The 22,082-nt window shown below is 27.5% G+C and carries 22 protein-coding genes; 6 read left to right on the top strand and 16 right to left on the bottom strand.

Going from position 1 to position 22,082, the window contains the following annotated elements; translation table 11 throughout:
* Positions 1-141 precede the first annotated feature (141 nt).
* The 6 genes from I6E17_RS09590 to I6E17_RS09565 are packed head-to-tail and all read right to left on the bottom strand — an operon-like array spanning position 142 to position 5,781.
* The gene (locus tag I6E17_RS09590; RefSeq protein WP_235237046.1) at positions 142-777 is read right to left on the bottom strand and encodes an NUDIX hydrolase N-terminal domain-containing protein; all 636 of its coding nucleotides are present in this window, start codon (positions 775-777) and stop codon (positions 142-144) included.
* Positions 778-806: 29 nt separating this feature from the next.
* Positions 807-1,577: an ABC transporter ATP-binding protein gene (locus tag I6E17_RS09585; protein WP_235237043.1), complete on the bottom strand. Its 771-nt coding sequence runs from the start codon at positions 1,575-1,577 to the stop codon at positions 807-809.
* Entirely contained in the window at positions 1,568-2,533 is a 966-nt protein-coding gene (locus I6E17_RS09580; protein ID WP_235237041.1) for an ABC transporter ATP-binding protein, read from the bottom strand. The genes I6E17_RS09585 and I6E17_RS09580 overlap by 10 nt, the downstream gene beginning before the upstream one ends.
* Positions 2,534-2,542: 9 nt before the next feature.
* The gene (locus I6E17_RS09575) at positions 2,543-3,349 is read right to left on the bottom strand and encodes an ABC transporter permease (protein WP_235237039.1); all 807 of its coding nucleotides are present in this window, start codon (positions 3,347-3,349) and stop codon (positions 2,543-2,545) included.
* A gap of 26 nt (positions 3,350-3,375) precedes the next feature.
* Positions 3,376-4,275 (bottom strand): ABC transporter permease, encoded by a 900-nt coding sequence (locus tag I6E17_RS09570; RefSeq protein ID WP_235237037.1) that lies wholly within the window; start codon positions 4,273-4,275, stop codon positions 3,376-3,378.
* Between the two features lie 9 nt (positions 4,276-4,284).
* Positions 4,285-5,781, bottom strand: a complete 1,497-nt coding sequence (locus tag I6E17_RS09565) for an ABC transporter substrate-binding protein (RefSeq protein WP_235237035.1) — start codon at positions 5,779-5,781, stop codon at positions 4,285-4,287.
* Between the two features lie 537 nt (positions 5,782-6,318).
* Between I6E17_RS09565 and I6E17_RS09560 the strand changes: the two genes are divergently transcribed.
* A complete protein-coding gene (locus I6E17_RS09560) occupies positions 6,319-7,089 on the top strand; it encodes a hypothetical protein (protein ID WP_235237033.1) in 771 nt (256 codons plus the stop codon).
* Positions 7,090-7,169: 80 nt separating this feature from the next.
* On the opposite strand, the gene I6E17_RS09555 is transcribed toward I6E17_RS09560, so the two are convergent.
* From I6E17_RS09555 to I6E17_RS09540, 4 genes are all read right to left on the bottom strand, one after another.
* Positions 7,170-8,282, bottom strand: a complete 1,113-nt coding sequence (locus I6E17_RS09555) for a linear amide C-N hydrolase (protein WP_235237032.1) — start codon at positions 8,280-8,282, stop codon at positions 7,170-7,172.
* Positions 8,283-8,383: 101 nt separating this feature from the next.
* Positions 8,384-9,172: an ABC transporter ATP-binding protein gene (locus I6E17_RS09550; RefSeq protein WP_235237031.1), complete on the bottom strand. Its 789-nt coding sequence runs from the start codon at positions 9,170-9,172 to the stop codon at positions 8,384-8,386.
* Complete coding sequence (locus I6E17_RS09545; protein ID WP_235237030.1) at positions 9,173-10,144, bottom strand: FecCD family ABC transporter permease; 972 nt, start codon at positions 10,142-10,144, stop codon at positions 9,173-9,175. It lies immediately after the preceding gene.
* A 25-nt stretch (positions 10,145-10,169) separates the two neighbouring features.
* Positions 10,170-11,513 carry a TldD/PmbA family protein gene (locus tag I6E17_RS09540; RefSeq protein ID WP_235237029.1) on the bottom strand — a complete coding sequence of 448 codons (1,344 nt, stop codon included), beginning with the start codon at positions 11,511-11,513 and terminating at the stop codon, positions 10,170-10,172.
* 175 nt (positions 11,514-11,688) lie between these two features.
* On the opposite strand from I6E17_RS09540, the gene I6E17_RS09535 reads away from it, so the two are divergent.
* Positions 11,689-12,462, top strand: a complete 774-nt coding sequence (locus tag I6E17_RS09535) for a hypothetical protein (protein ID WP_235237028.1) — start codon at positions 11,689-11,691, stop codon at positions 12,460-12,462.
* 263 nt (positions 12,463-12,725) lie between these two features.
* Here I6E17_RS09535 and I6E17_RS09530 read toward each other — a convergent pair whose 3' ends face one another.
* Positions 12,726-13,520 (bottom strand): Cof-type HAD-IIB family hydrolase, encoded by a 795-nt coding sequence (locus I6E17_RS09530; protein WP_235237027.1) that lies wholly within the window; start codon positions 13,518-13,520, stop codon positions 12,726-12,728.
* A 144-nt stretch (positions 13,521-13,664) separates the two neighbouring features.
* On the opposite strand from I6E17_RS09530, the gene I6E17_RS09525 reads away from it, so the two are divergent.
* The gene (locus tag I6E17_RS09525; protein ID WP_235237025.1) at positions 13,665-14,399 is read left to right on the top strand and encodes a tRNA1(Val) (adenine(37)-N6)-methyltransferase; all 735 of its coding nucleotides are present in this window, start codon (positions 13,665-13,667) and stop codon (positions 14,397-14,399) included.
* A gap of 44 nt (positions 14,400-14,443) precedes the next feature.
* Here I6E17_RS09525 and I6E17_RS09520 read toward each other — a convergent pair whose 3' ends face one another.
* A complete protein-coding gene (locus I6E17_RS09520; RefSeq protein WP_235237023.1) occupies positions 14,444-15,745 on the bottom strand; it encodes an ATP-dependent nuclease in 1,302 nt (433 codons plus the stop codon).
* Between the two features lie 112 nt (positions 15,746-15,857).
* Between I6E17_RS09520 and I6E17_RS09515 the strand changes: the two genes are divergently transcribed.
* Entirely contained in the window at positions 15,858-16,580 is a 723-nt protein-coding gene (locus I6E17_RS09515) for a murein L,D-transpeptidase catalytic domain family protein (RefSeq protein WP_235237021.1), read from the top strand.
* A 78-nt stretch (positions 16,581-16,658) separates the two neighbouring features.
* Here I6E17_RS09515 and I6E17_RS09510 read toward each other — a convergent pair whose 3' ends face one another.
* The 3 genes from I6E17_RS09510 to I6E17_RS09500 all read right to left on the bottom strand — a co-directional run bounded on the left by I6E17_RS09510 (position 16,659) and on the right by I6E17_RS09500 (position 19,991).
* Positions 16,659-18,380, bottom strand: coding sequence for an ABC transporter ATP-binding protein (locus I6E17_RS09510; protein WP_235237020.1), 1,722 nt, complete (start codon positions 18,378-18,380; stop codon positions 16,659-16,661).
* On the bottom strand, positions 18,370-19,254 hold the full coding sequence (locus I6E17_RS09505; RefSeq protein ID WP_235237018.1) for an ABC transporter substrate-binding protein: 885 nt from the start codon (positions 19,252-19,254) through the stop codon (positions 18,370-18,372). Before I6E17_RS09505 ends, I6E17_RS09510 begins: the two co-directional genes overlap by 11 nt.
* A gap of 155 nt (positions 19,255-19,409) precedes the next feature.
* The gene (locus I6E17_RS09500; protein WP_235237017.1) at positions 19,410-19,991 is read right to left on the bottom strand and encodes an outer membrane beta-barrel protein; all 582 of its coding nucleotides are present in this window, start codon (positions 19,989-19,991) and stop codon (positions 19,410-19,412) included.
* Between the two features lie 163 nt (positions 19,992-20,154).
* On the opposite strand from I6E17_RS09500, the gene I6E17_RS09495 reads away from it, so the two are divergent.
* Positions 20,155-21,537 carry a TldD/PmbA family protein gene (locus I6E17_RS09495; protein WP_235237016.1) on the top strand — a complete coding sequence of 461 codons (1,383 nt, stop codon included), beginning with the start codon at positions 20,155-20,157 and terminating at the stop codon, positions 21,535-21,537.
* Positions 21,521-21,712: a hypothetical protein gene (locus I6E17_RS09490; protein WP_235237015.1), complete on the top strand. Its 192-nt coding sequence runs from the start codon at positions 21,521-21,523 to the stop codon at positions 21,710-21,712. The genes I6E17_RS09495 and I6E17_RS09490 overlap by 17 nt, the downstream gene beginning before the upstream one ends.
* Positions 21,713-21,810: 98 nt before the next feature.
* On the opposite strand, the gene I6E17_RS09485 is transcribed toward I6E17_RS09490, so the two are convergent.
* Positions 21,811-22,082, bottom strand: a 272-nt coding sequence (locus I6E17_RS09485) for an FCD domain-containing protein (RefSeq protein ID WP_235237014.1), incomplete at its 5' end; no start/stop codon positions are given.

Here is a 22,082-nt window from a genome sequence, read left to right as displayed (position 1 = left end):
TTTCTACTTATTTTTGTCTATTTTCATATAAAAAATTAAAAAATTTTTATATAAAATCAATTTATAATTTCCTTAGAAAAAATAAAAACTGCAGATTTAAAGTCTCAAAAACTTTTAGTATCTGCAGTCTATTTTTATCAATTAATCAAAATAAACATCTTTAATATCATCTACGGCAAGATAGTATAGTTGTTTTACTTGTGATTCTAAGATTCTCGCTTCTGAAAGTGGAGGAAGGTTTTCTATATCAAAAAATTTAACATCATCAATATCAAAAGTATTTTTTAATTCTCCTCCTATTTTTTTACATAAAAATACAATTTTATATGTATAAAATGCTTCTTGTGGATGAGGGTGACATTTCTTATCGTAGACAGCTAAAATTCTTATAACTTCTACATCAAGACCTGTTTCTTCTTTCATCTCTTTTTTTATAACTTCTGAAGGAGTAAATCCTATATCAGCCCACCCTCCAGGAATAGACCATTTTCCCGGATCAAGTTTTTCTTCTACCATAAGAATTTTGTTATTCTCATCAAGCAGAACTCCTCTTATATCAATCTTTGGTGTAGGATACTCTTTAATAGGAAGATAAAAACTACATAACTCTTCCATAGAATGCTCTGAAAGAATACTTAAAATCTGCATATTTATTTCTTTCATTTCATGGTATCTTTCATCATCATATCCATTATGGGCATATAAGCATCCTAAATCAGCAAGATTTATATTTCTTTTAACAAGATTTATCAGTTCATTATACTTTTCGTTTTTCATATACCTATCCTTTCTTATAATAAATTTTATTAATTTTTTTCAACAGCTTTTATAAACTCAGACGAACCTGGAAGAGCTTTAAGAAGTTCTTTTGTATATTCATGTTTACAATTAAAATAAACTTCCTGAGGTGTCCCCTCTTCTACAATCACTCCATCTTTCATAACTGCTATCCTGTCACACATATGATAAACTACCCTTAAATCATGAGAAATAAAAATATATGAAAGTTTTAATTCAGACTGAAGTTTTTTAAAAAAGTTTAATATGCTTGCCTGCCCTGATAAATCAAGAGAAGATACAGCTTCATCTGCAATAAGAAGTTCTGGACTTGAAAGAAGAGCAAGAATAATAGCTATCCTTTGTTTCTGTCCTCCTGAAAGTTCATGAGGATATTTATTAACAGTATCTTTTGTAAGATTAGCCATTTCAAGCATCTCATCTATTTTTTCTGAAATATATTTTTTATCATTTATCTTATTTATTTTAAAAGGTTCTTCTAAAATCCATTTTATTGTTTTCATAGGATTAAGTGAAGAGTCTGGATCTTGAAAAACCATTTGTATTTTCCTAAAATCCCTATTCTTATTATACTCTATTTTCTCTCCTTTAAAAATAATATCTCCTGTATCTTTTTCAGAAAGACCTGTAAGTATTTTTGCTGTAGTTGATTTTCCACATCCTGATTCTCCTACAAGTCCAAAAATTTCACCTTCATTTACATGAAAATTAATATTTTTCAATATTTGCTTATTATTATAATACTTATTAAGATTTTTTACTTCTAAAACTATAGGCATTGGTTTATCACCCTTTCACACGCCACAAAATGTCCTTTTTCCACTTCTTTTAAATCATTCTCTCTGCATTCTGAGAAATATTTACACCTATCTCCAAAGTAACACCTTTCCCTTTTCCTTTTATCTGGGGAAATAACTGTTCCTGGTACATAAAGAAGCATTCTATTTTTATAATCCATACTAAAAAGCATACTGTATAAAGCTCTTGTATAAGGATGAAGAGCATTTTTAAGAGAGCCTTCTATAATCTCCACACTTCTTCCTGCATACATCACCATAATTCTGTCACATATAGCTTCAATAAGAGCAATATCATGAGAAACAAAAATTATTGACATATTTTTTTCCTTATTTAATTTTTTCAAAAGCTTTATAATAGTAAGCTGAGTTCTTAAGTCTAAAGCTGTTGTACATTCATCGCAAATAATAAGTGAAGGATTACATATTACAGCCATTGCAATTAAAATTCTCTGTCTCTGTCCCCCTGAAAGTTCATGAGGATATTTTCTACATATCTCTTCAGGTTCTCTTATTCCACATTCTCTAAGTGTTTCATAAACTTTTTTTATTCTTTCTTCTTTTGGCATTTTCCTATGGATTTTTAAACATTCTTCTACTTGTTTGCCTATTTTTTTTAAAGGATTTAAAGCAGCAAGAGCATCTTGAAAAACTATGCTGATATTGTTCCCTCTCATTGAGCACATTTCTTTCTCAGATATTTCAAGAAGATTTTTTCCAAAGTAACAAATTATTCCTTTTGAAATAAATTTTTCATTGAGAATTCTCATTATACTTTTTGAAGTCAGACTCTTACCACATCCTGACTCACCAACTATACCAAAAATTTCTCCTTTTTTCACATGAAAATTAAGATTTTCAACAAGAGTTAGATTTTGATTATTATATTCTATAGAAATATTAAGTTTTTTTACTTCTAGAATTTTTTCATTTTTCATCTGCTTCCCCTATCCTTTTGAATTATATTTTTCTCTGAAATATTCACCTAGAAGATTGCTTGAAAATATAGTGAGAGTTATAAATATTCCAGGAAACACAGCATACCATGGAGCTGTCATAAAATAAATCTGTGATTCACGAAGCATAGATCCCCAGCTTGGATAAGGAGCTTGTACACCTAGTCCTAGGTAACTTAATGAAGCTTCTGTAAGAATGGATATTCCAAAACCTAATGCAGCTGCAACAATTAACTTTCCTCTTATATTAGGGAAAATATAATGAACTAAAATCCACTTTCTTCCAGCACCTCTCATTTTAGCTGATAAGGTATAATTTTTTTCTTTTTCTTTTAAAGTTTCTCCTCTAGCAAGTCTTGTAAAATGTGGAATATTCATAATCCCTATTACAAAAATTGTATTTAAAGTTCCTGAACCAAAGGCAGTTATCATCATAAGAGCAAAAAGAATACCAGGAAATGACATAAATGCATCTACTATTCTCATTATCACTTCGTCTCTTTTTCCTCCAATATATCCTGAATACATTCCTAAAAAACTTCCTACAGAAAGCCCAATCCCCACAGAAGATACTCCTACAAAAAGAGCTATTTTTCCTCCAGCCATTATTCTTGTAAAAATATCTCTTCCAAACTTATCTGTTCCAAAAAAATGATGAACAGAAGGAGCAGAAAGTTTATCATTTATATTTATCTCTGTTACACCATATGGTGTTAATAGAGCTGAAGCACTTATTAAAATAATAAGTAAAATAAAAAATCCAGCTCCAAACAGAAGATTTTTATTAATTTTTTTCATTTTTTAAAATTCCCCTTTAAAAAGAATTATGATATCTTTACTCTTGGATCTATCCACGAATATAAAATATCTGTTAGAAGATTTATTCCTATAACTATAACTGCACTATAAAGAACAAGTGCCTGAACTACTGGATAATCTCTATTTTCTACAGCCATAACCATAAGTGTTCCTAGTCCTGAAATATTAAATAAACTTTCTACAACAATACTCCCTGCTAATATTTTTATAAAAAGTTCCGATATTATTGTAAGCATAGGAAGCATAATATTTCTTAAAATATCTGTTATTATTACTTCGTTTCTATTTCTCCCTTTTGCAACAGCAGCTCTTACATAATCTTTATGAAATTCTTCCAAAATAATATTTTTAAGATAAATAGCCGTAACAGATATCATTGATATTGAAAGTGTCACTGCTGGAAGAATAAGATTTGTACTGTTAAGAGAAATTTTGAAATAAAGTCCAAATATCATCATTAAAATAAGTCCACTCCAAAATGAAGGAACTGACACTCCAAACATTGTAAAAAATGAGAGAATCTTTCCTCCCTTCCCCTTATTATAAACAGCTGAAATTATTCCAAGAGGAAAACCAACTCCTATAGTAATTCCCATAGCCAAAAAAGAAAGTTTAAAAGTTTTATCTATTCTTTTTTTTATAAGATCATTTACAGGAACTGAAAATCTTATTGATTTACCCATATCTCCATGAAGACTTTTTTCCAGCCAATTTCCATAAGCTGCATATCTAGACTTATCAAGCCCTAATTCTTTTCTAAGAGCAACTACTTGTTCTTGAGTAGCATCTACCCCTAATTTTGATAACACAGGATCTCCTGGTATCACATTAAGAACTGTAAAGCTTATTACTGATACAAGAAAAAGAGTAAGAACTGAAGATATAATTTTTTTTATAAGAAACATAACTTTCTCCTATTTTTTGTAATTTAATAGTGAAACATCTAAAACATAAACAGGATATATCTCAAATCCTTCTAAATTTTTATTTACTGCTGCTATATAATTAGGAGCTTGAATAAAAACTGCTGCTGCTCCTTCTGTAAGCAGTTTCTGAGATTCTTTATAAAGTTCTGTTCTTGTTTCTTCATCTTTTGCATTTACTATTTTACTTATAACTTTATCAAATTCTTCAGATTTAAAATTAACAAGATTCCTATGATTTTTTGAACCATATCTTTCCACTGTTCTAAATGGAGTAACTTTTCCGTCAAAACCTATAATTGTCATTTCATAATTTTTTCCAGCATAAACTTCACTAAGCCATGTTCCCCATTCCACTTCCTGAATTTTTACATTTATTCCAGCCTTAGCTAATTGCTCTTTTAAAATTTGAGCTGTGTCAACATGAAATTGATAATTAGAAGGTGCTTTTAAAACAATTTCAAATCCATTTGGATATCCAGCTTCTGTTAAAAGTTCTTTTGCCTTATTTAAATCAAACTGATAAATATTTTCACTTTCTTTATTATAAACATTTTTTACTGCAGGACTTATAGCACTTCCTGAGACAACTGCTTCTCCTAAAGAAGAACCCTCTATAACTTCTTCTTTATTGACTGCATAGTTAATAGCCTTTCTTACTCTAATATCATTCAAAGGCTTTACATCATTATTAAGAGCAAGAAGCTGAACAAGATTTTGTTCACCTTTTATTATTTTTCCATTTTCTCCTATCATATCAACATATCCTGTTTCCATTCTATGAATGATGTCAACTTCTCCCATTTGAAAAGCCATAACTGCATTTTGAGTATCTTTTATAATTTTAAATTCTGCTTCATCTATATTTCCAACAGAATCTTTATTCCAATAGTTTTCATTTTTAACAAGAAGCACATGTTCTCCTGGAAGATATTCCTTTATAATATAAGGACCTGTTCCATAAATTTTTCCATCCTCGTCATTTACAACTCCTATTGTAAATGATCCTAGAGCAGAACCATCTAACTGTTTTAATTTAAAAATTATTTTATTTTCAGAAATAGTTATACTTTCTATTAATTTAGCTATTTCTGCCCCAACAGGATTACCTGGAAAGTCTTTATCCATAAATCTTTCATAAGAAGATTTTACACTTTCAGGAGTTAATTCTTTTCCATTTTGAAATTTTACTCCTTTTCTTACTGTAAATTCATAAGTAAGGCCATCATCTGAAATCGTATAATCTTCAGCAAGAGCAGGTTTAAGTTCTCCTTTTGAATTAATTTTTACAAGGCCTTCAAAAACATTATAAAGAATCTCACCTGTTGCTGATGCCACATCTTTATGTGGATCTAGAAAATCTGGATCTTGTGATATCCTTATTGTAACATGATTTTTTTCCGACACTTTTTCCTGTTCCTTTTCACTACTTCCACACGCAACAAAAAGAAACAGACTGCAAAGTACAGCTGCTATTTTCTTTTTCATTTAATTTTTTGCTTTTACAGAATAAAATATTTTTTAATATCTTTGCTTTGAAAATAAGAGCAATCTGTTTATATAGTTCTAAGGGTAAATTTGTTAAGAATCTCCTCTTCAAATTCTGAACAAATTTCGGTTATTAAAAATTCTAAGGGTGATTTTTCGTATTCTCAACAGCTTTAATCGTTAAGAATTTAATTTTTATTCTGAAAAAACTTCCTCCTTTAATAGTTTTATCTATATTTTAAAGAACTTAACATTAAAAATTGTTAAAGTTCGTTATGAATACTTAGTTATTCGGTATTTTATGCAATTATAGTACGAATTCTATAATTTTACAACTGCCAATTTCATTATTTTAATTTAAATTTTTATTTTATATTTTATAAGTAAAATTATAATATGACATTTGAACATTTTATAATTTTCTTCTTTTTAAAATATTTTTTATGGAAAATCTATTATTCTAAAAATAATTAAGGTATAATTTAAATAGAAATTAAGGTTAAATAGTAATCTCTATGATAAACTACGGAGGTAAAAATGGAAAATAATATAATTCAATATATTCTTGCAGTGCTTATTCTTGTTATTTTACTCTTAATAGTTCTCACTTTTATAATACGGAAAAAGGAAGAAAAACTCACTGATTCTTTTGGAAAAGAATATGTACATTCAATTTCTTCCCATGATACAGATAATATAAAAAAAGAAGAAAAAGAAAATATGAAATTTAACTCAAAGAATACTTTTTTTAAAAATCTTCAGAAATTAAAAAATGAATTTAATATAAAAAACAATAAATCTCCTAAATTAAACTTTCTTATTAATATTCTTATACTTTTAGGAGCTTTGTATTTTATTTCAAAAGCAATAATTTTTATTTCATTTATTTCATCAGAATCTTTAAATTACAATAATTTTATCTCAAAATTAAATTTTGCAATAAAATATATATTTGTTGTAATAGGGATTTATGGGATTTCAACAAAAAAGAAAGAGGGAATTTTTCTAACAATTATAAGTTTTTTAAGACCTTTTTCAAATACTTTTTATTTCCTTAACAATATTATAATTTGGATTTTTACTGGAAAAATTTTTAAAAAAAATTATACTATAAAATTTGCATCTTTTATAGGAATTATACTTGAAATTATAAATGTATTTATATATGCTGTTACAATGAGAGCTGAAAATTTTTCTTTTATAGGACAGTTTCAACTAAATCCTTCATTTGTAATAATGATTAATCTTTTATGGATTCTTCAATCTGTGCTTTTCTTCTTTGGGCTTTTAATAGAAAAAAAGAGATAATAAAAAATAGGGACTCTTGCAAATTTATAAAAATAAAATTTTATTTTTATAAATTTGCAAGAGTCCCGTCTTTTATTAGTTTACTTTATAAGACGACTGTTTATTTCTTCTATATTTTGAATATCATCTTTATCCATAGGAACAGAATTATATTTTACTGAAGCAAAATCTATTTTTTTCAAATCAACTTTTCTTATCTGACTATCATTCATTGTAGTATAATAAAATTCTCTGTCTCCTAAATTACTTACAGCAGTCCATTGAGTTGCACTTAACATATTTTTAGGAATTTTATCTTTATGCTCTACAGGATATTCTATTCCAATTGGTATATCAAAATTATTTAAAATATGAAATGCCTGTGCCACTCCTTCATAACTATTTTCAGGTGAAGGTGATGAGTTTAAATAGAAAAATGCTCTTACAAATCTTGAAGGAGGTGTAATATCTCCAGGAAGCCCAAGAGCTCCTGTTCCACTTCCAAAAGAAAAAATCTTTTGTCCATTTACTTCATAAGCTTTGGCATCTCCAGAATAAAGGTTTACATAATTATTTAAATTTTTCATATGCCATTCATAATCAGGTGCATTTGTTACAACACCAACTTTATTTTCATAAATTTTTACTTCTCCATTATTTACAATTTCAAGAACAATATTGTTCCCATTTGCATCTGCAATTCTCCAGTGTGCAGTTGGAAGAGGATTTCCATTATTGTCATATGCAACATTTACAACTTTTATTTTTTTTAATCCCTCTTTTACTTCGTCAACAGTTGAAAAACTTGAAAGTATCCAACCTACAAGCTCCATATCTGCAATAGAATTCTTTTTATTATAAGAATCAAATTTTGCCAAACTTCCATAATTTGGAAAATAAAATAATCCTGCATTAAGTCCTGCCTCATTTATTCCTTCTCCTATAAACTGATCGTATACAACTGTTGCTCCTACAAAACCATATTTGGCCTGCCATTTATATCCATCGTGTTCTCCTGTTGGAGTAAGTGACTGATATATTTTTCCTCTTGGAGATACAACAATTCTGCTGTTTAAATTATATTCTCCAAATTCAATTGTTCTTCCCTGTATAACTTTATTATCTTTCGTCTTTATGGTAATACCTGTACAGGCATAAACAGTTATTGATAAAGCAGCTAAAAGAAAACTGCATAAAATAAATAATTTTTTCATTTGTCCTCCTGTTTAAAAAATTTTATGATATAATTTTGACTGAAAAAATATATTATTTGTTGAAAATAACATTAAAAAGATTATTAAATAATATTTAAATCTTAATTATCTTTTTTTAATTTTGGTATTATATAAGGAATTTCATCTTCTATAAAATAAACCACACATTCTAAATTATAAACTTCTTTTAAATTTTCAGAAGTAAAAACTTCCTTAGGAGTTCCTTTACAAAATATTCTTCCATCTTTTACCATTACAATTTCATCACAAAACATTGCTGCAAGATTTAAATCATGAAGAACTGCAACAGCAGTAATATTATTTTTTAAAATCATTTTTTTTATTCTCTGCATAATTTCAACAGCATGATTTAAATCAAGAGCTGATGTAGGCTCATCTAAAAGTATTACTTCTGTCTCTTGAATCAAGGCTCTTGCAAGAAGAACTCTTTGAAATTCTCCCCCAGAAAGAGTAAGTACTTCCCTTTCTCTAAATTTCTCAAGTTTCAGTTCTTTTAAATATCTTTCAGCAATTTTTTTATCTTCTTCTGAATATCCGTCCCAACTATTTTTTAAATGAGGTAACCTTCCCATAAAAACAAACTCTTCAACAGTTATTCCCGAAACAATCTGAGATTTCTGAGGGACAAAAGACATAAATTTTGCTTTTTCTCTTTTTGAAAATTCAGTGCTTTTTCTTCCTCTTAAAAATATCTCTCCTTTTTCAGCTTTTAAATATCCAAGAATATTTTTTAAAAGAGTAGTTTTCCCACAGCCATTAGGGCCTAAAATTCCTGTTAATTTTTTTTCAGTAATTAAAAGATTTATTCCTTTTAATATTTCTTTTTTGTCATATGAAAATTTTAACTGCTCTATTTTTATTATATCCATTTAAAAATCTCTCCTTTTATTTCTTAAAGCTAAATACAAGAAAAATGGAGCTCCAAAAAAAGCAGTTATTACGCCTATTGGAATTTCTATAGGAGCAATAATTATCCTTCCTAATGTGTCACATATAAGCAGAAAAAGTCCTCCTGCAAGAATAGTATTAGGAAGCAACTTTCTATTAGAAGAACCTACTGTCATTCTTATTGTATGTGGAATAATCAGTCCTACAAAGCCAATCATTCCTGAAAAAGCAACTGAAAAAGCAACAATAAGAACTGCTGTTGTAAGAATTTTTATTTTTAATCTATTTACATCAATTCCAAGAGAGTAGGCCTCTTCATCTCCTGATAAAAGAGCATCAAGTTCATATCTTTTCATATAAAAATATATAACAGAAAATAGAAGAGGAATAAGAATACAAAATACTCTTTTCCATGTTGCATTTCCTAAATATCCCATTGTCCACATTGTAATTTTAAAAGAATCTTCTCCTATAAGATACATGGCAAAAGATGTAAAAGCCCCAAGAAGTGATGAAAGTGCTATTCCAACTATTAACAATGTTGTAACATTTATCTTACTTCCCCTTTTTACTATTTTAAATATAATAAAAGTACTTACAAGAGAAGTCATAAAAGCTAAAACTCCATACATAAAATCTGGCATTTTAAATATATAGGCAATAACTGCACCAAAAGTTGCACTTGCTGATATTCCTATTATATAAGGATCTGCCAATGGATTTTGAAACACTGTCTGAACAACAGTACCACTTGAAGCAAGCATCATTCCTATTAACACGGCCATAATTATTCTAGGAAGCCTTATATTAAAAATAATAATTTTTATATATTCAGGAGCTTTTTCTGGAGAAAAAATATACTCTAAAGGGACATGAACACTTCCTAAAGATATTGAGACAATTCCTATAATAATTATTCCTATAATGAGAACTACAGGGAAAATTTTTTTCATTGTTATATTCCTCACATTTTTGTTTTTAATCAACTGAAAAATAAAGATTTTTTATAATAACTGAAGGTGATCCTGTACTAGACAGTGAAAATCTTATATCATTTCCTACTTCTTCAATATTCTTTAAAACTTCAAAAAAGTTTCCAGCCACTGTCATTTGATTAAGAGCTCTTCCTTTTTTACCATTTTCAATTATAAAACCTTCTGCAGCTAAAGAAAAATCTCCTGAAATTGAATTTAAACCTGAGTGAAGTCCTGCAAAATCTGTAATTAAAATACCTTCATTTACATCTTTTAAAAGTTCTTCAAAACTTTTTACTCCATTTTGTACATAAAGATTAAATGAAGAAATTCCTACTGTGCCTTTATATCCTCCTTTGCTGGCATTTCCAGTAGATTCAACTCCATCTTTTTTAGCAGTTTTCAGATTATATAAATATGTTTTTAAAACTCCATTGCTTATAAGTTCTTTGTATTTTGTAGGAACTCCTTCTGAATCAAAAGATGCTGCTCCTTCACTTTTTTCAAGATGTGGATTATCTATAACGGAAACTTTATCACTTGCTATTTTTTCTCCTATCTTTCCTTTTAAAAGAGAAACTCCTTTCTGAACAGCTTCAGCAGAAAAAATTCCAGCTATACTTTCTAAAAGAGAAGTAAATGCAAGATTTTCTATAACACATCTACTTTCTTTTAAATCAACTGAAATTGAATTAAATTTAGAAAGTGCTTTATAAGCTGCTCTATGAGAAATCTCTTTATAATTAAATTCATTAAAATCTCTTCCAACTTTAAATTCTGAACCTGTTTTTATAATTCCATTTTCCTCAGCTGCAACAGATATATATACATATGCTACATTTCCTCTGTCTCTTAAATCTACTCCCTTTGAATTTTTTATAATCCTTTCTGATTTTCCCATTCCAAAAACACATGTGCTTACTCTTTTTATTCTACTGTCGTATTGTAAAGCTTCTTTTTCCATATTTATAAGGAATTCTTCTATTTTTGAAATTTCAAGATTTTCAAGAGAGGAATCATAAGTTTCTACAGAAACATAATTTCCTTTTCCATCATAAATTATCTGTTCATCATCACTTTCTATTACAGAAGCATTCTCTTCTGCTTCTTTTATCAGAAAATCTGCATCTTCTTCTGTAAACGATTCTGTATATGAATATCCCATTTTTTCTTTAAATTTTCCTCTAAACGATATACCTTGATTTTGATTATCTGAAAAACTATCTATCTTCTCATTGTAAACTTTCAGAGATGTATTTGTTCCAGAAAGAAAATATATTTCAAATTCTTCTATATTTTTTTGTTTTGCTTTTTTAAATACAAGATCAATAAATGTATTTTTATCCATAAATACCTCCAAATTCTGTATTTCTTTTTAAAGATTATACCATTTTTGTCTGAAAAACGAAATTTAATTATTTTTTTCTGAAAAAAATTTATTATTATGATAAAATAATAGTGTATGAAAATAAAATTTTTTCTTACTATATTTTTCTTGCTCTTAAAATAAAAGAGGTAAATTTATGACTATAAAAAACTGGAAAATTTTTAATACTTTTAAAAAAAGAAAAACTGAAGATGATATAATATTCTTTCCTGATCCTCAGGATGTTTTTGCAGAAAAAGATATGGAAATATATTTTTCCCCTCTTCTTACTTACAAATATAAACTAAATAATAAAGAATATAAAATTCATCTAATTACCACTGCTGGACTTATTTGTGAAAATGACTATCTTAACTCTGAAAACAGATTCTTTGGATTTAAGTACAATAATGGGAAATATGAATTTCTTGGAAATATTCATACATTTGGAAATTCTGAAATAAAAGAAGTTTACTCTTTCTTAAGAGCTGATTTTGAAAATAATAAAGATTATTATCTTCTTCAAAAAGTATCTCTTAGTGATTATGTTAAAATGGTAAAACCTCTAGCCAGAAAAGCTGGTAATTTTACAGAGGGACAAAGTCTAGGCAATTATATAGAAAATTTTTATTCTTATGAAATGGAAAAATATAACTATCAAAAAACAGGAAAAATAATGCATCTTTTTGAAATTACTGAATCTATTTTCAGAGAAAAAAAACATTTATTTTATAATACAGAAGAAATAAAAAAAATCACTCTTAACTTTTTAGATGTTTTAGGAAATGATTTTCAAACTCGTTATAATTTAGAAAAAGCAGAACCTATATGTGCTGCTGATACATTCTGTTTTTCAAATTTTTCTTCAACAGCTGTTACTTTTTTCAACCCTGAAAAAAGTTTAATTTATACATTTGAGTATAATGATTAAAAATATAACTTTTTTAAAGAAAAGATATTTTGGATATATAAAAGATACATTGAGAATATATAATAGGCACATAAGGAAGTTGATGAACTTTCTAGAAAATTACCATATTATCAAAAGTTTATGAATAGGATCTTACTTTTATTTTTCTCCCTTACATGTATAAAAGTAAAGTTTATATTCATAAATAACCATCAATTAAATGCCTAAACCCAAATAAAGGAGATGATTTCCCGTCATCTCCTTTTCCCTTTTTTGTATTTTTCCTAAAAATATTCTTTTAAAAATTCAACTATTCCATCTTCATCATTTGATAAAGTTGTATAATTTACTTTCTTTTTAAAATCTTCATCTGAATTTCCCATAGCTACTCCATATTTTACAGCTAAAAGCATTTCAAGATCATTTTGAGCATCTCCAAAGGCAGCACATTCATCCTCTTTTATTCCAAAGTGATTTAAAATCCATTTAAGAGTAATTCCTTTATTTACATCTTTATTCATAGCTTCTAAAAATGTATCACTTGAAAAAGCTATATGAATTTCATCACCAAGTCTTCTTTTTACTTCTTTTTCAACTTCAACAACTTTTTCATGCTCCCCTATAAAAACAACCTTTGGCATAAGGTAAGACTCAAATGAATCGTGAGCTTTTACCACTGGAGTTATTCCACATTTTTCAGAATATATTTTTACCTCTTTCTTATCTTCTCTGTCAACATACCACACATTATCTTGATAAAGATTTATATGTACTCCCATTTCATCAGCTATATTTATAAGTTCTTTTACATGTCTTTCAGCTAAAGGTTTTTCAAAAAGGACTGATTTATCTTTATAATTTACAACTTTTGCTCCGTTATAACATAAAACAAGTCCATTATCAAGTCCTAAAAGTTTAGCTGTAGCTTCTGTTCCTCCAAAAGAACGCCCTGTAGCTATAATAACTTTTGCTCCTTTTTTTTCTATATCTAAAAGAAACTGTTTTGTTCTTTCAGAAGGCTTGTGATCACTGCATAAAAGTGTTCCGTCCATGTCTAGTGCAACTGCTTTTATTTTCAATTTAATCCCTCCATAAAATTTATATTTCAACTGATATTATAGCACAAAGAGAATTTCTTTTACTATGATTATATTTTTCATGAAAAAATCATTTCTATTAGAAATTTATACTTGATTTTGATATAATAAATAACGGAGGTAAAAATGACACTGGAAAAAAATGAAGTAATAAACAATCTTTTAAATAAAAATCTAAAAATAATACAAAGGCCTGATTTTTTTAACTTTTCTCTTGACTCTCTTCTTATAGCAAATTTTATTTCACTTGGAAGAGGGGTTAATAAAGTCGTTGATTTAGGTACTGGGAATGGTGCTATTCCTCTTTTCCTTTCAGAAAGAACAAAAGCAAAAATAACAGGAATAGAAATTCAAAAAATTTCTGCTGATCTTGCAAAAAAAAATATAGAACTTAATAATCTTTCTGACAGAATAGAAATCATAAATGATGATATGAAAAACTGGAAAAAATATTTTCAGTCAGGTTCTCAGGATGCTATTATATCAAATCCACCTTTCTTTAAGTTTCATGGAAATGAAGAACTTCTAAATGATCTTGATCAGCTTACTCTGGCAAGACATGAAATATCTATAACACTTGAAGAAATTGTTGAAACTGCTTCATGTCTTCTTAAAGATAAAGGATATTTTGCTATGGTGCACAGACCTGATAGATTTCTTGAAATTTTAGATACTATGAGAAAATATAAAATCACTCCCAAAAAAGTAAGATTCTGCCATTCAAAAATAGATAAACAGGCAAAAATTCTTCTTGTTGAAGGGGTAAAATTTGGATCAGAAGGACTTACTGTTCTTCCTCCTCTTATTTCACATGACAGTGATGGAAAATATTCAAAAGAAGTTCTTGAACTTTTTAAATAAAATATAAAGAAGGGGCTGTTGTTGATTAATACCCCTTCTTTCTTTTATTCATATATTTTTTCTATTTTATTTTTAAGTCTTTCAGGAACTATATAGTTTTCATTTGAAATATATCTTAATGCATTAAAAGGTTTATTTTTATAGGAAGTTCTCTCTCCATTTCTTGCATATAATTCTTCCTCTATATCATTTTCAAACTCAATACAAGTACCTAAAGAGTCTTTCACAAGAGATCTTATCATTTTATTTTTTTGATTTGAATTAAAAATCTCCTCTTTAGTTCTCCATCTATGATTATCTTTGTCGTAAATAACCACATAAGGAATTTTAAAAAGATTTAAAAGCATAATAAACTGAGGTATTGTACTTTTACTTCCACACTCTATAATAGAATAGTCATACTTAAATATCTTTAAAAGTTTTCCAAGAAAAGATATAACTATTTTATCTGTCTGTCCTTCTACAAGAATCACTTTTTCAGCAAAAAACAGTTCTCCTCTGTCAGGATTTATCCAGTAGTTCATGTTAAAAGCCTTTATTACATCTCCTTTAAATATATTATCCTTTGCCTGTACTACTCTTACATTGTTATTAATTTTTTTTATTACACATATAGACCTATACTGCTTTAATCCTAAAAAACTGCTTGAATATGTTTTTAAATAAATTTTTGTTCCAAGTTTTGAAAGTTTTATAAAGCAGTCATAAAGTTCCCTGCTTTTTTGTGGATGCAGATAAAGTTCTGGATCTTCAAAAAGAATTACTGCATTTTTAAGTATTGATTCTTTTCTTTTTACAGAAATTTGTGAAATAATTTTCAAAAACTCAAACAAAAGATTTCTGTAAAGCTCTGGGTTTTGATAACCTTCATCAAGATTTTCATAAGCTTCATATATATGGTTTTTTATTAAATCTTCATCTTTATGATCTTTTTTTAATATTTTAAAGAAACATGTAAAAATATTGTTACATTGATTTTTTAAATCTCCTGAAACATGAAGAAAAGGAATCTGCTCTATAAATTTAGAATACTCTTCTTTTGTTATTATTTTCCAATTTTTTGATTTTCTTATATAATATCTTACTTCTCCCTCAGGAGAGGCTGTAATTTTTAATTTATATCTTGTTTCATTTTCAAAAAATATAAGTTTTATTACTGCAAGTTCAGCTTTATCATAAATATCTGCTTTCTCCAGTTCCTTACCATTAAAAATAAATGCAAGACAGGAAATAATATTATTTACTCCCTCTGAACTCTGTCCTAAAAACAGCATAAGATTTTCAAAATGTATATCTATATTTTTTATTTCTCTCCAATTTTTTATTGATAAAAGTCTTAGTTCCATAAAAGCCCCCTTTTTTTGTAAAAGATAACTTTATTTATTTGTCTTTCTATGTTAATATTACCTTAAGAAGCAAAAAATTTCAAAAAATTTTTTAATGGAGAAACTAAAATAAATGAAAAAAATATTATTAACTTTCTTTTCAATATTAACTTTTACACTTTCTTACGGAGATGAAATCTCTTTTCAAAATATTATAAATCCTGAAAAAGTTTTTATAAATACAATTCCACAAAATAAAGGCACATATGTAGATGAAAGCCAGTATCTTTTCCTTTATAATAATTTTAATCTTAAAGATAAGTTAAGTTACAGAATTTTTAAAATGGCATTAAAAGGATATTCTAAAATTCCTGAAAGAAAAACAAAATATCTAGTTATTGCTGATTATTCAAAACCTTCTTATGAAAAAAGATTTTTTGTTCTTAATATGGAAAATTTTACTCTTGAAGATTATACCTATGTTGCACATGGAAAAAACAGTGGAGCAGATACTGCTGTAAGCTTTTCCAATAAAATGAATTCTTATAAAAGCTCTGTCGGTTTCTATCTTACAGGAAAACCATATAATGGAAGATATGGATATTCTTTAAAACTTTTTGGTTTAGAAGATGGATATAATTCCAATGCTTTTAAAAGAGGTGTTGTTATCCATGGAGCTTCTGCTTCCGAACCTGAATATATAAACAAATTTGGTTTTTTAGGAAGAACTGAAGGATGTCCAGCTGTTCCAAAATCCCTTAATAAAAAAATAATTGAAAAAATTAAAAATGGTTCTGTCCTTTTTATTTATGGAAATGATACAAAATATTTAAGAGACAGTAAATACATTAAATAATTTTATTTCAAGGACTGTTGTATTTCTAATTTATAAAAATAAAATTTTATTTTTATAGATTTACAACAGTCCATATTTTTATTTACCTTTTAAAATATTATAAAATTCCCCTTCTTTACTTACAAGTTCATCATAAGTTCCCTCTTCTATAACTCCTTCTTTTCCAATAACAATTATTTTATCAAAATTTCTTGTTACTGCCAGTCTATGTGTTACAGCAATAAGAGTTTTTCCTTCAAACTGTGTATCTATATTTTGCATTATTTTACTTTCAGAAGTATTATCAAGCCCTGATGTTGCTTCATCAAGAATAATAATTTCAGGATTTTTTAAAAATACTCTTGCAAGAGATATTCTCTGCTGCTGACCTGTACTTAATATTGTCCCACTATTTCCCAAAACTGTTTCATATTTTTCATTTAATTTTTCAATAGTATTATGTATACAAGCTTTTTTACAAGCTTCTTCTATCTCTTCTTCTGTTGAATTTTCTCTGACAATTTTTATATTATTTTTTACTGTATCTCCTAAAATATTTTCTTTCTGCTCAATAGTTCCCATAAAAGAAAGAACACTTTCACGGTTTATATCTTTGTAATTCTTTCCATTTATGAAAATATCTCCAGTATCAGGAAGATAGTTTCTTTTTATAAGATTCATAAGAGTTGTTTTTCCAACACCACTTCTTCCTACAACAGCTGTTTTTTCTCCTTTTTTAATTTCAAAAGTAAGGTTTTTAATTACAGGAATATCTTTCTCATAGCTAAAAGAAACATTTTGAAATCTAAGATTTTTAAATTCTTCATCTATTTTTCCGTTTCCTTCTGGAAGAGTAAAATCACTCTCAAGCATTTCTTCAAGCCTTACAATACCAGCCCTTCCTTTATGGTATGTATCAGTAAGCCCTGCAAGCTTTATAAGTGATACTTTAAATCTATCCACAAGAAGAAGAAAAGAAACTATAATACCTATACTTATTTTTCCTTTAATGAAAAGTATTCCCCCTGCTCCTATAAGAATAAGCTGTGTAAAATGAACATAAAAAGTTACACCTGCCATAAAAATTCCCACATTAAGAAAATTTCTTTTCTCTGCAGCAAGAAGTTCATCATTAGCTTGTAAAAATTTTTTATATGCAGTTTTTTCTAAAAGATTATCTTTAAAAAATAAAATAACTCTTAAAATTTCATGAAGAACAACTGTAAGACTGCTGTTTTTTCTTCTTATTTCTCTGTATCCTTTCTTCATTTTTTTATTTTTTCTGTAAACAAAAATAAGTCCTATAGGAAGAGGAAGAAAAGTAATACATGCTAGAAGAGGACTATAAATAAACATAAGTATAAATCCTCCAAGAAGCGAACCACCTGAAGCTAATAAATCCTGAAGTCCTCTGTAAAGAAGAACTGCTGAACTCTCTAAATCACTGGTAATTCTTGCAATCAAATCACCTGTTTCCTTCTTATTAAAAAATTCATGAGACTGTTTTAAAAAATGGGAAAATAAATCATTCCTCATATGATATTTTATTCTATTTCCCATAAGCTGTCCTCTGCTGAAACTCATTACAGCAAAGAAGGTTCTCACACTATAAAGGAAAAGAGCAAAAAAAGTGAGAAGTACGAGATTTTGTATATTTTTATCAGGTATAGCTTTATCTATAATATTTTTTACAACAAGAGGGGCAGATAAATCTAAAACTGTTACTGCTATATTAAAAAATATAAAAGCAAAAAGAAGACTCTTTTCCTTTTTGTAGTATTTTATTATAATATTCTCTTTTTTATTTTTTTTATTTAACATTTTTTATTACCTCATATATTTCTTCTATTCCATCAACTATTCTTGGTGTTGCACGAAGAATCTTTTCAGATTCAAACACATAAATATTATTGTTTTTATAAGCATTTGAATATTTTAAAAATTCATTACTGCTTACTATTTCTTCTGGAGATTTTATTTTCATTGTTCCTATAATAACATCAGGATTTTCTTTTAAAATTGTTTCTGAAGATATAATCTGACTCTTCCCACCAGCAAAAGATTCAGCCATATTTTCAATTTTTAAAAGTTTTAATATTTCTCCTGGAATAGTATCTTTTGAAAAAGAAACCATAGGAGAATTTGAGTATAATACAACTCCCTTTAATTTCTTATCCATTATATTTTTTTCTATCTCTTTTAACTTATCTTTTTTTTCATTGATAAGTTTTTCAGCATTTCTTTCCTGCCTTGTAAATACTCCATAAATTTTCGTCTTTAAAAAAATTTCATTAAAAGTTACAGATCTATCTATAAAAAATGGAATATTATATTTTTTTAAAAGTTCTGTACTTTTAACTGCTCCCATAGGATTTAATATTACTAAATCTGGGGTAAGTGATATTATCTTTTCAAAAGATGGCTTTGTTATAGTACCTACTGACTCCAAATACTTTGTCTTTTCTTCTGGATATATTTTATTTATCTTTGTTTTTGCTATTGCAGAAATTTTGTCTTCTCCACCTATAAGATAAAAAATTTCAACAGCAGAGGGATCTGCTACAACTATTCTTTTGTATTCTTTAAGTTCTACACTATTCCCATAACTATCTACAGCCATATTATTTTCTATTTTTATAGAATAAATATTTATAGTAAAAATTAAAAATAGTATAAACAGTAAAAATCTTTTCATATATGTATATCTCCTAATTGAAATTTTATAATACTAATTTTACATGAAAAAATATAAATATAAAAGAAATTTATGAAAATAAAAATGGGACTGCTGCTAATAAATGCAGCTATCCCATTTTATTTAAAGATAATTTATTTTAGAATATAAAAATATTAGAAATCAAATCTGTAAGAAGCACCAAACATCACTCTTGAATTATCTATATCATATTTTCCATAATCTGTTTTAAGTTTTCCTTCATTTACTCTGTAAGACATTTCAAGAGAAAGATATTGAATCTCTACACCAAGACCAACTGCATAATATAGTCCATCATCATAGCTGAAATATTTATTGTCATCTAAATCATTAAATGAATATCCTAAATCAGCTTTAATATATGGAGTCCAGTCTCCTACATTAAAAATTTTATATTTTCCTGTAATATATACTGGAATAGAATTAAAATCAGGAAGTTTTTCTCCATCATATCCATTTTTATATTGGAAATCTCCGTGTTTTTGATAAGCAGTTCCTATTCCTAGTTCAAGATTATACAAAACATCTTTTGTAAATTCTGCTGCTATTCCATAAGCTGCCTCATCTATATCATCTTTATTTTCTATTTTTGCTCCATTGTCTAAGTCATATTTACTGAAAGGAGAAAATTCTGCTCTTAAGTATAAATGACTGTCTCCAGCTGCTCCGAAGGCTAATGTAGATAATGCGAATAATCCTAATAATATTTTTTTCATAATATATACCTCCTTCATAATGTAAAATAAAGCTGTCACTGTCTTGTATATCTATATTATACCTCATATTTTCAAAAAATAAAGAGGATATAGAAAATAAAAGAGAAAAGAAGGACATAAAAATATGATATAATATTTATACATAAAGATTGGAGTTGATAAAATGCTTGATAAAAGTTTAGTTGAAAAAATATTAAATGAAGCTCTTTCTACAGGAGGAGATTTTGCTGAAGTTTTTGTTGAAAAGAAAAACAGCAGCAGTTTATATATGATTGATGGAAAAATAGAATCTGCTCTTTCAGGAAAAGATTTTGGAATAGGTATCAGAATTTTTAAAGATTTATATTATGTTTATGGATATACAAATGATATGAGTGAAGAAAACCTTCTTAAAACAGTTAAAAAAATAGCTCAGGCTATAAAAGGAACAAAAGCTGATATAGCTATTAACCTTTTAAAACAAGATATTGAAAATTACAATAAAATTGAAATATATCCTGAAACTGTTTCAAAAAAATCAAAAATTGAAATAATGAAAAGAGGTTATAGTTCTGCCAAAAACTATAATAATGAGATCTCACAAGTAAGAGTTTCTTACGGAGATACAAAACAAAATATTCTTGTAGCTAATTCAGAAGGAATATGGGCTGAAGATGAAAGAGTAAGAGGAAGAATCAGAATAGAAAGTGTAGCTTCAGATGGAACAGAAATGCAAACAGGAAGCATGGGGCCAGGAGCATCAAAAGGATTTGAATTCTTTGAAAATATGGATATTGAAAGCTATGGAAGAGAAGCTTCTAGAATAGCTTCAACAATTCTTCACGCTGAATATTCTCCAAGTGGAAAAATGCCTGTTATTATAGATAATGGATTTGGAGGAGTTATTTTCCATGAGGCTTGTGGACATGGTCTTGAAGCTACAAGTGTTGCAAAAGGAAATTCTGTTTTTGCTGGAAAACTTGGACAAATGATAGCTAGTCCTCTTGTAAGTGCTGTTGATGATGGAACTATTCCTAATGAATGGGGAACAATTAATATTGATGACGAAGGAACTCCATCAAAAAGAAATCTTCTTATAGAAAATGGTATTTTAAAAGGATATATGATAGATAAATTAAATGGAAGAAGAATGGGAATGGCTTCTACTGGAAGTGGAAGAAGAGAATCATATAAATATGCTCCTACTTCTAGAATGACAAATACATTTATTCTTAATGGAAAATCTACTCTTGAAGAAATGATTTCTTCAACAGAAAAAGGAATATATGCAAAATATATGGGAGGAGGATCTGTTAATCCTGCTACTGGAAATTTTAACTTTGCTGTTATGGAAGGATATCTTATAGAAAATGGAAAAATAACCTCTCCTGTAAGAGGAGCTACTCTTATAGGAACAGGAAGTGAAGTCCTTAAAAAAATTGATATGGTAGGAAATAATCTTGCCTATGGCCAAGGAATGTGTGGTTCTGTTTCAGGAAGTTTATGCACAAATGTAGGCCAGCCTGCTGTCCGTGTTTCTGAAATTACTGTTGGAGGAAGAAAATGACATTCTTTCATTTCCTCAAACTGATATCACTATTATAGATGATAACGCTTCAAAAATATATACTGGAACTGTTATTTTTGACGAAAATAAAGAATGTATAATTCTTGAAAATTATCAAGTAAAAAATTTAATAAACTTAGCTTGCTTTAATTTTATAAACCAAATAAAATTATAATAAAGTATAAAATAAAAAACTACACCTATCATTTATTTAAAAATTTTAGATGTAGTTTTTTTATATTTAAAATTAATAATAAATAAATTTTAATATTTTTATCCTAATTCCTTTATATGTCCAAGTAATAATCTTTCTGTCTTTTCCAAATGACTCTCTATCAGTGCCTTAGATTCTTCTTTTTTTCCTTCTACAATATATTCATGTAATTTTTCATGCTCTTGCACTGAAAGTTCTTTTGAATCTTCAAAATAAAGTGACATATCCCTATGTAGTCTTTGTATTTCAAAACCTAACATCATAAACTCTCTTAGCATCTCATTTGTTATATATTTATATGTTATATAATGAAATTCTGTAAGTTCTACTG

This window comes from Fusobacterium perfoetens, from assembly GCF_021531595.1.
Lineage (GTDB): Bacteria > Fusobacteriota > Fusobacteriia > Fusobacteriales > Fusobacteriaceae > Fusobacterium_B.
This window is presented reverse-complemented; position numbering and strand designations above follow the sequence as displayed.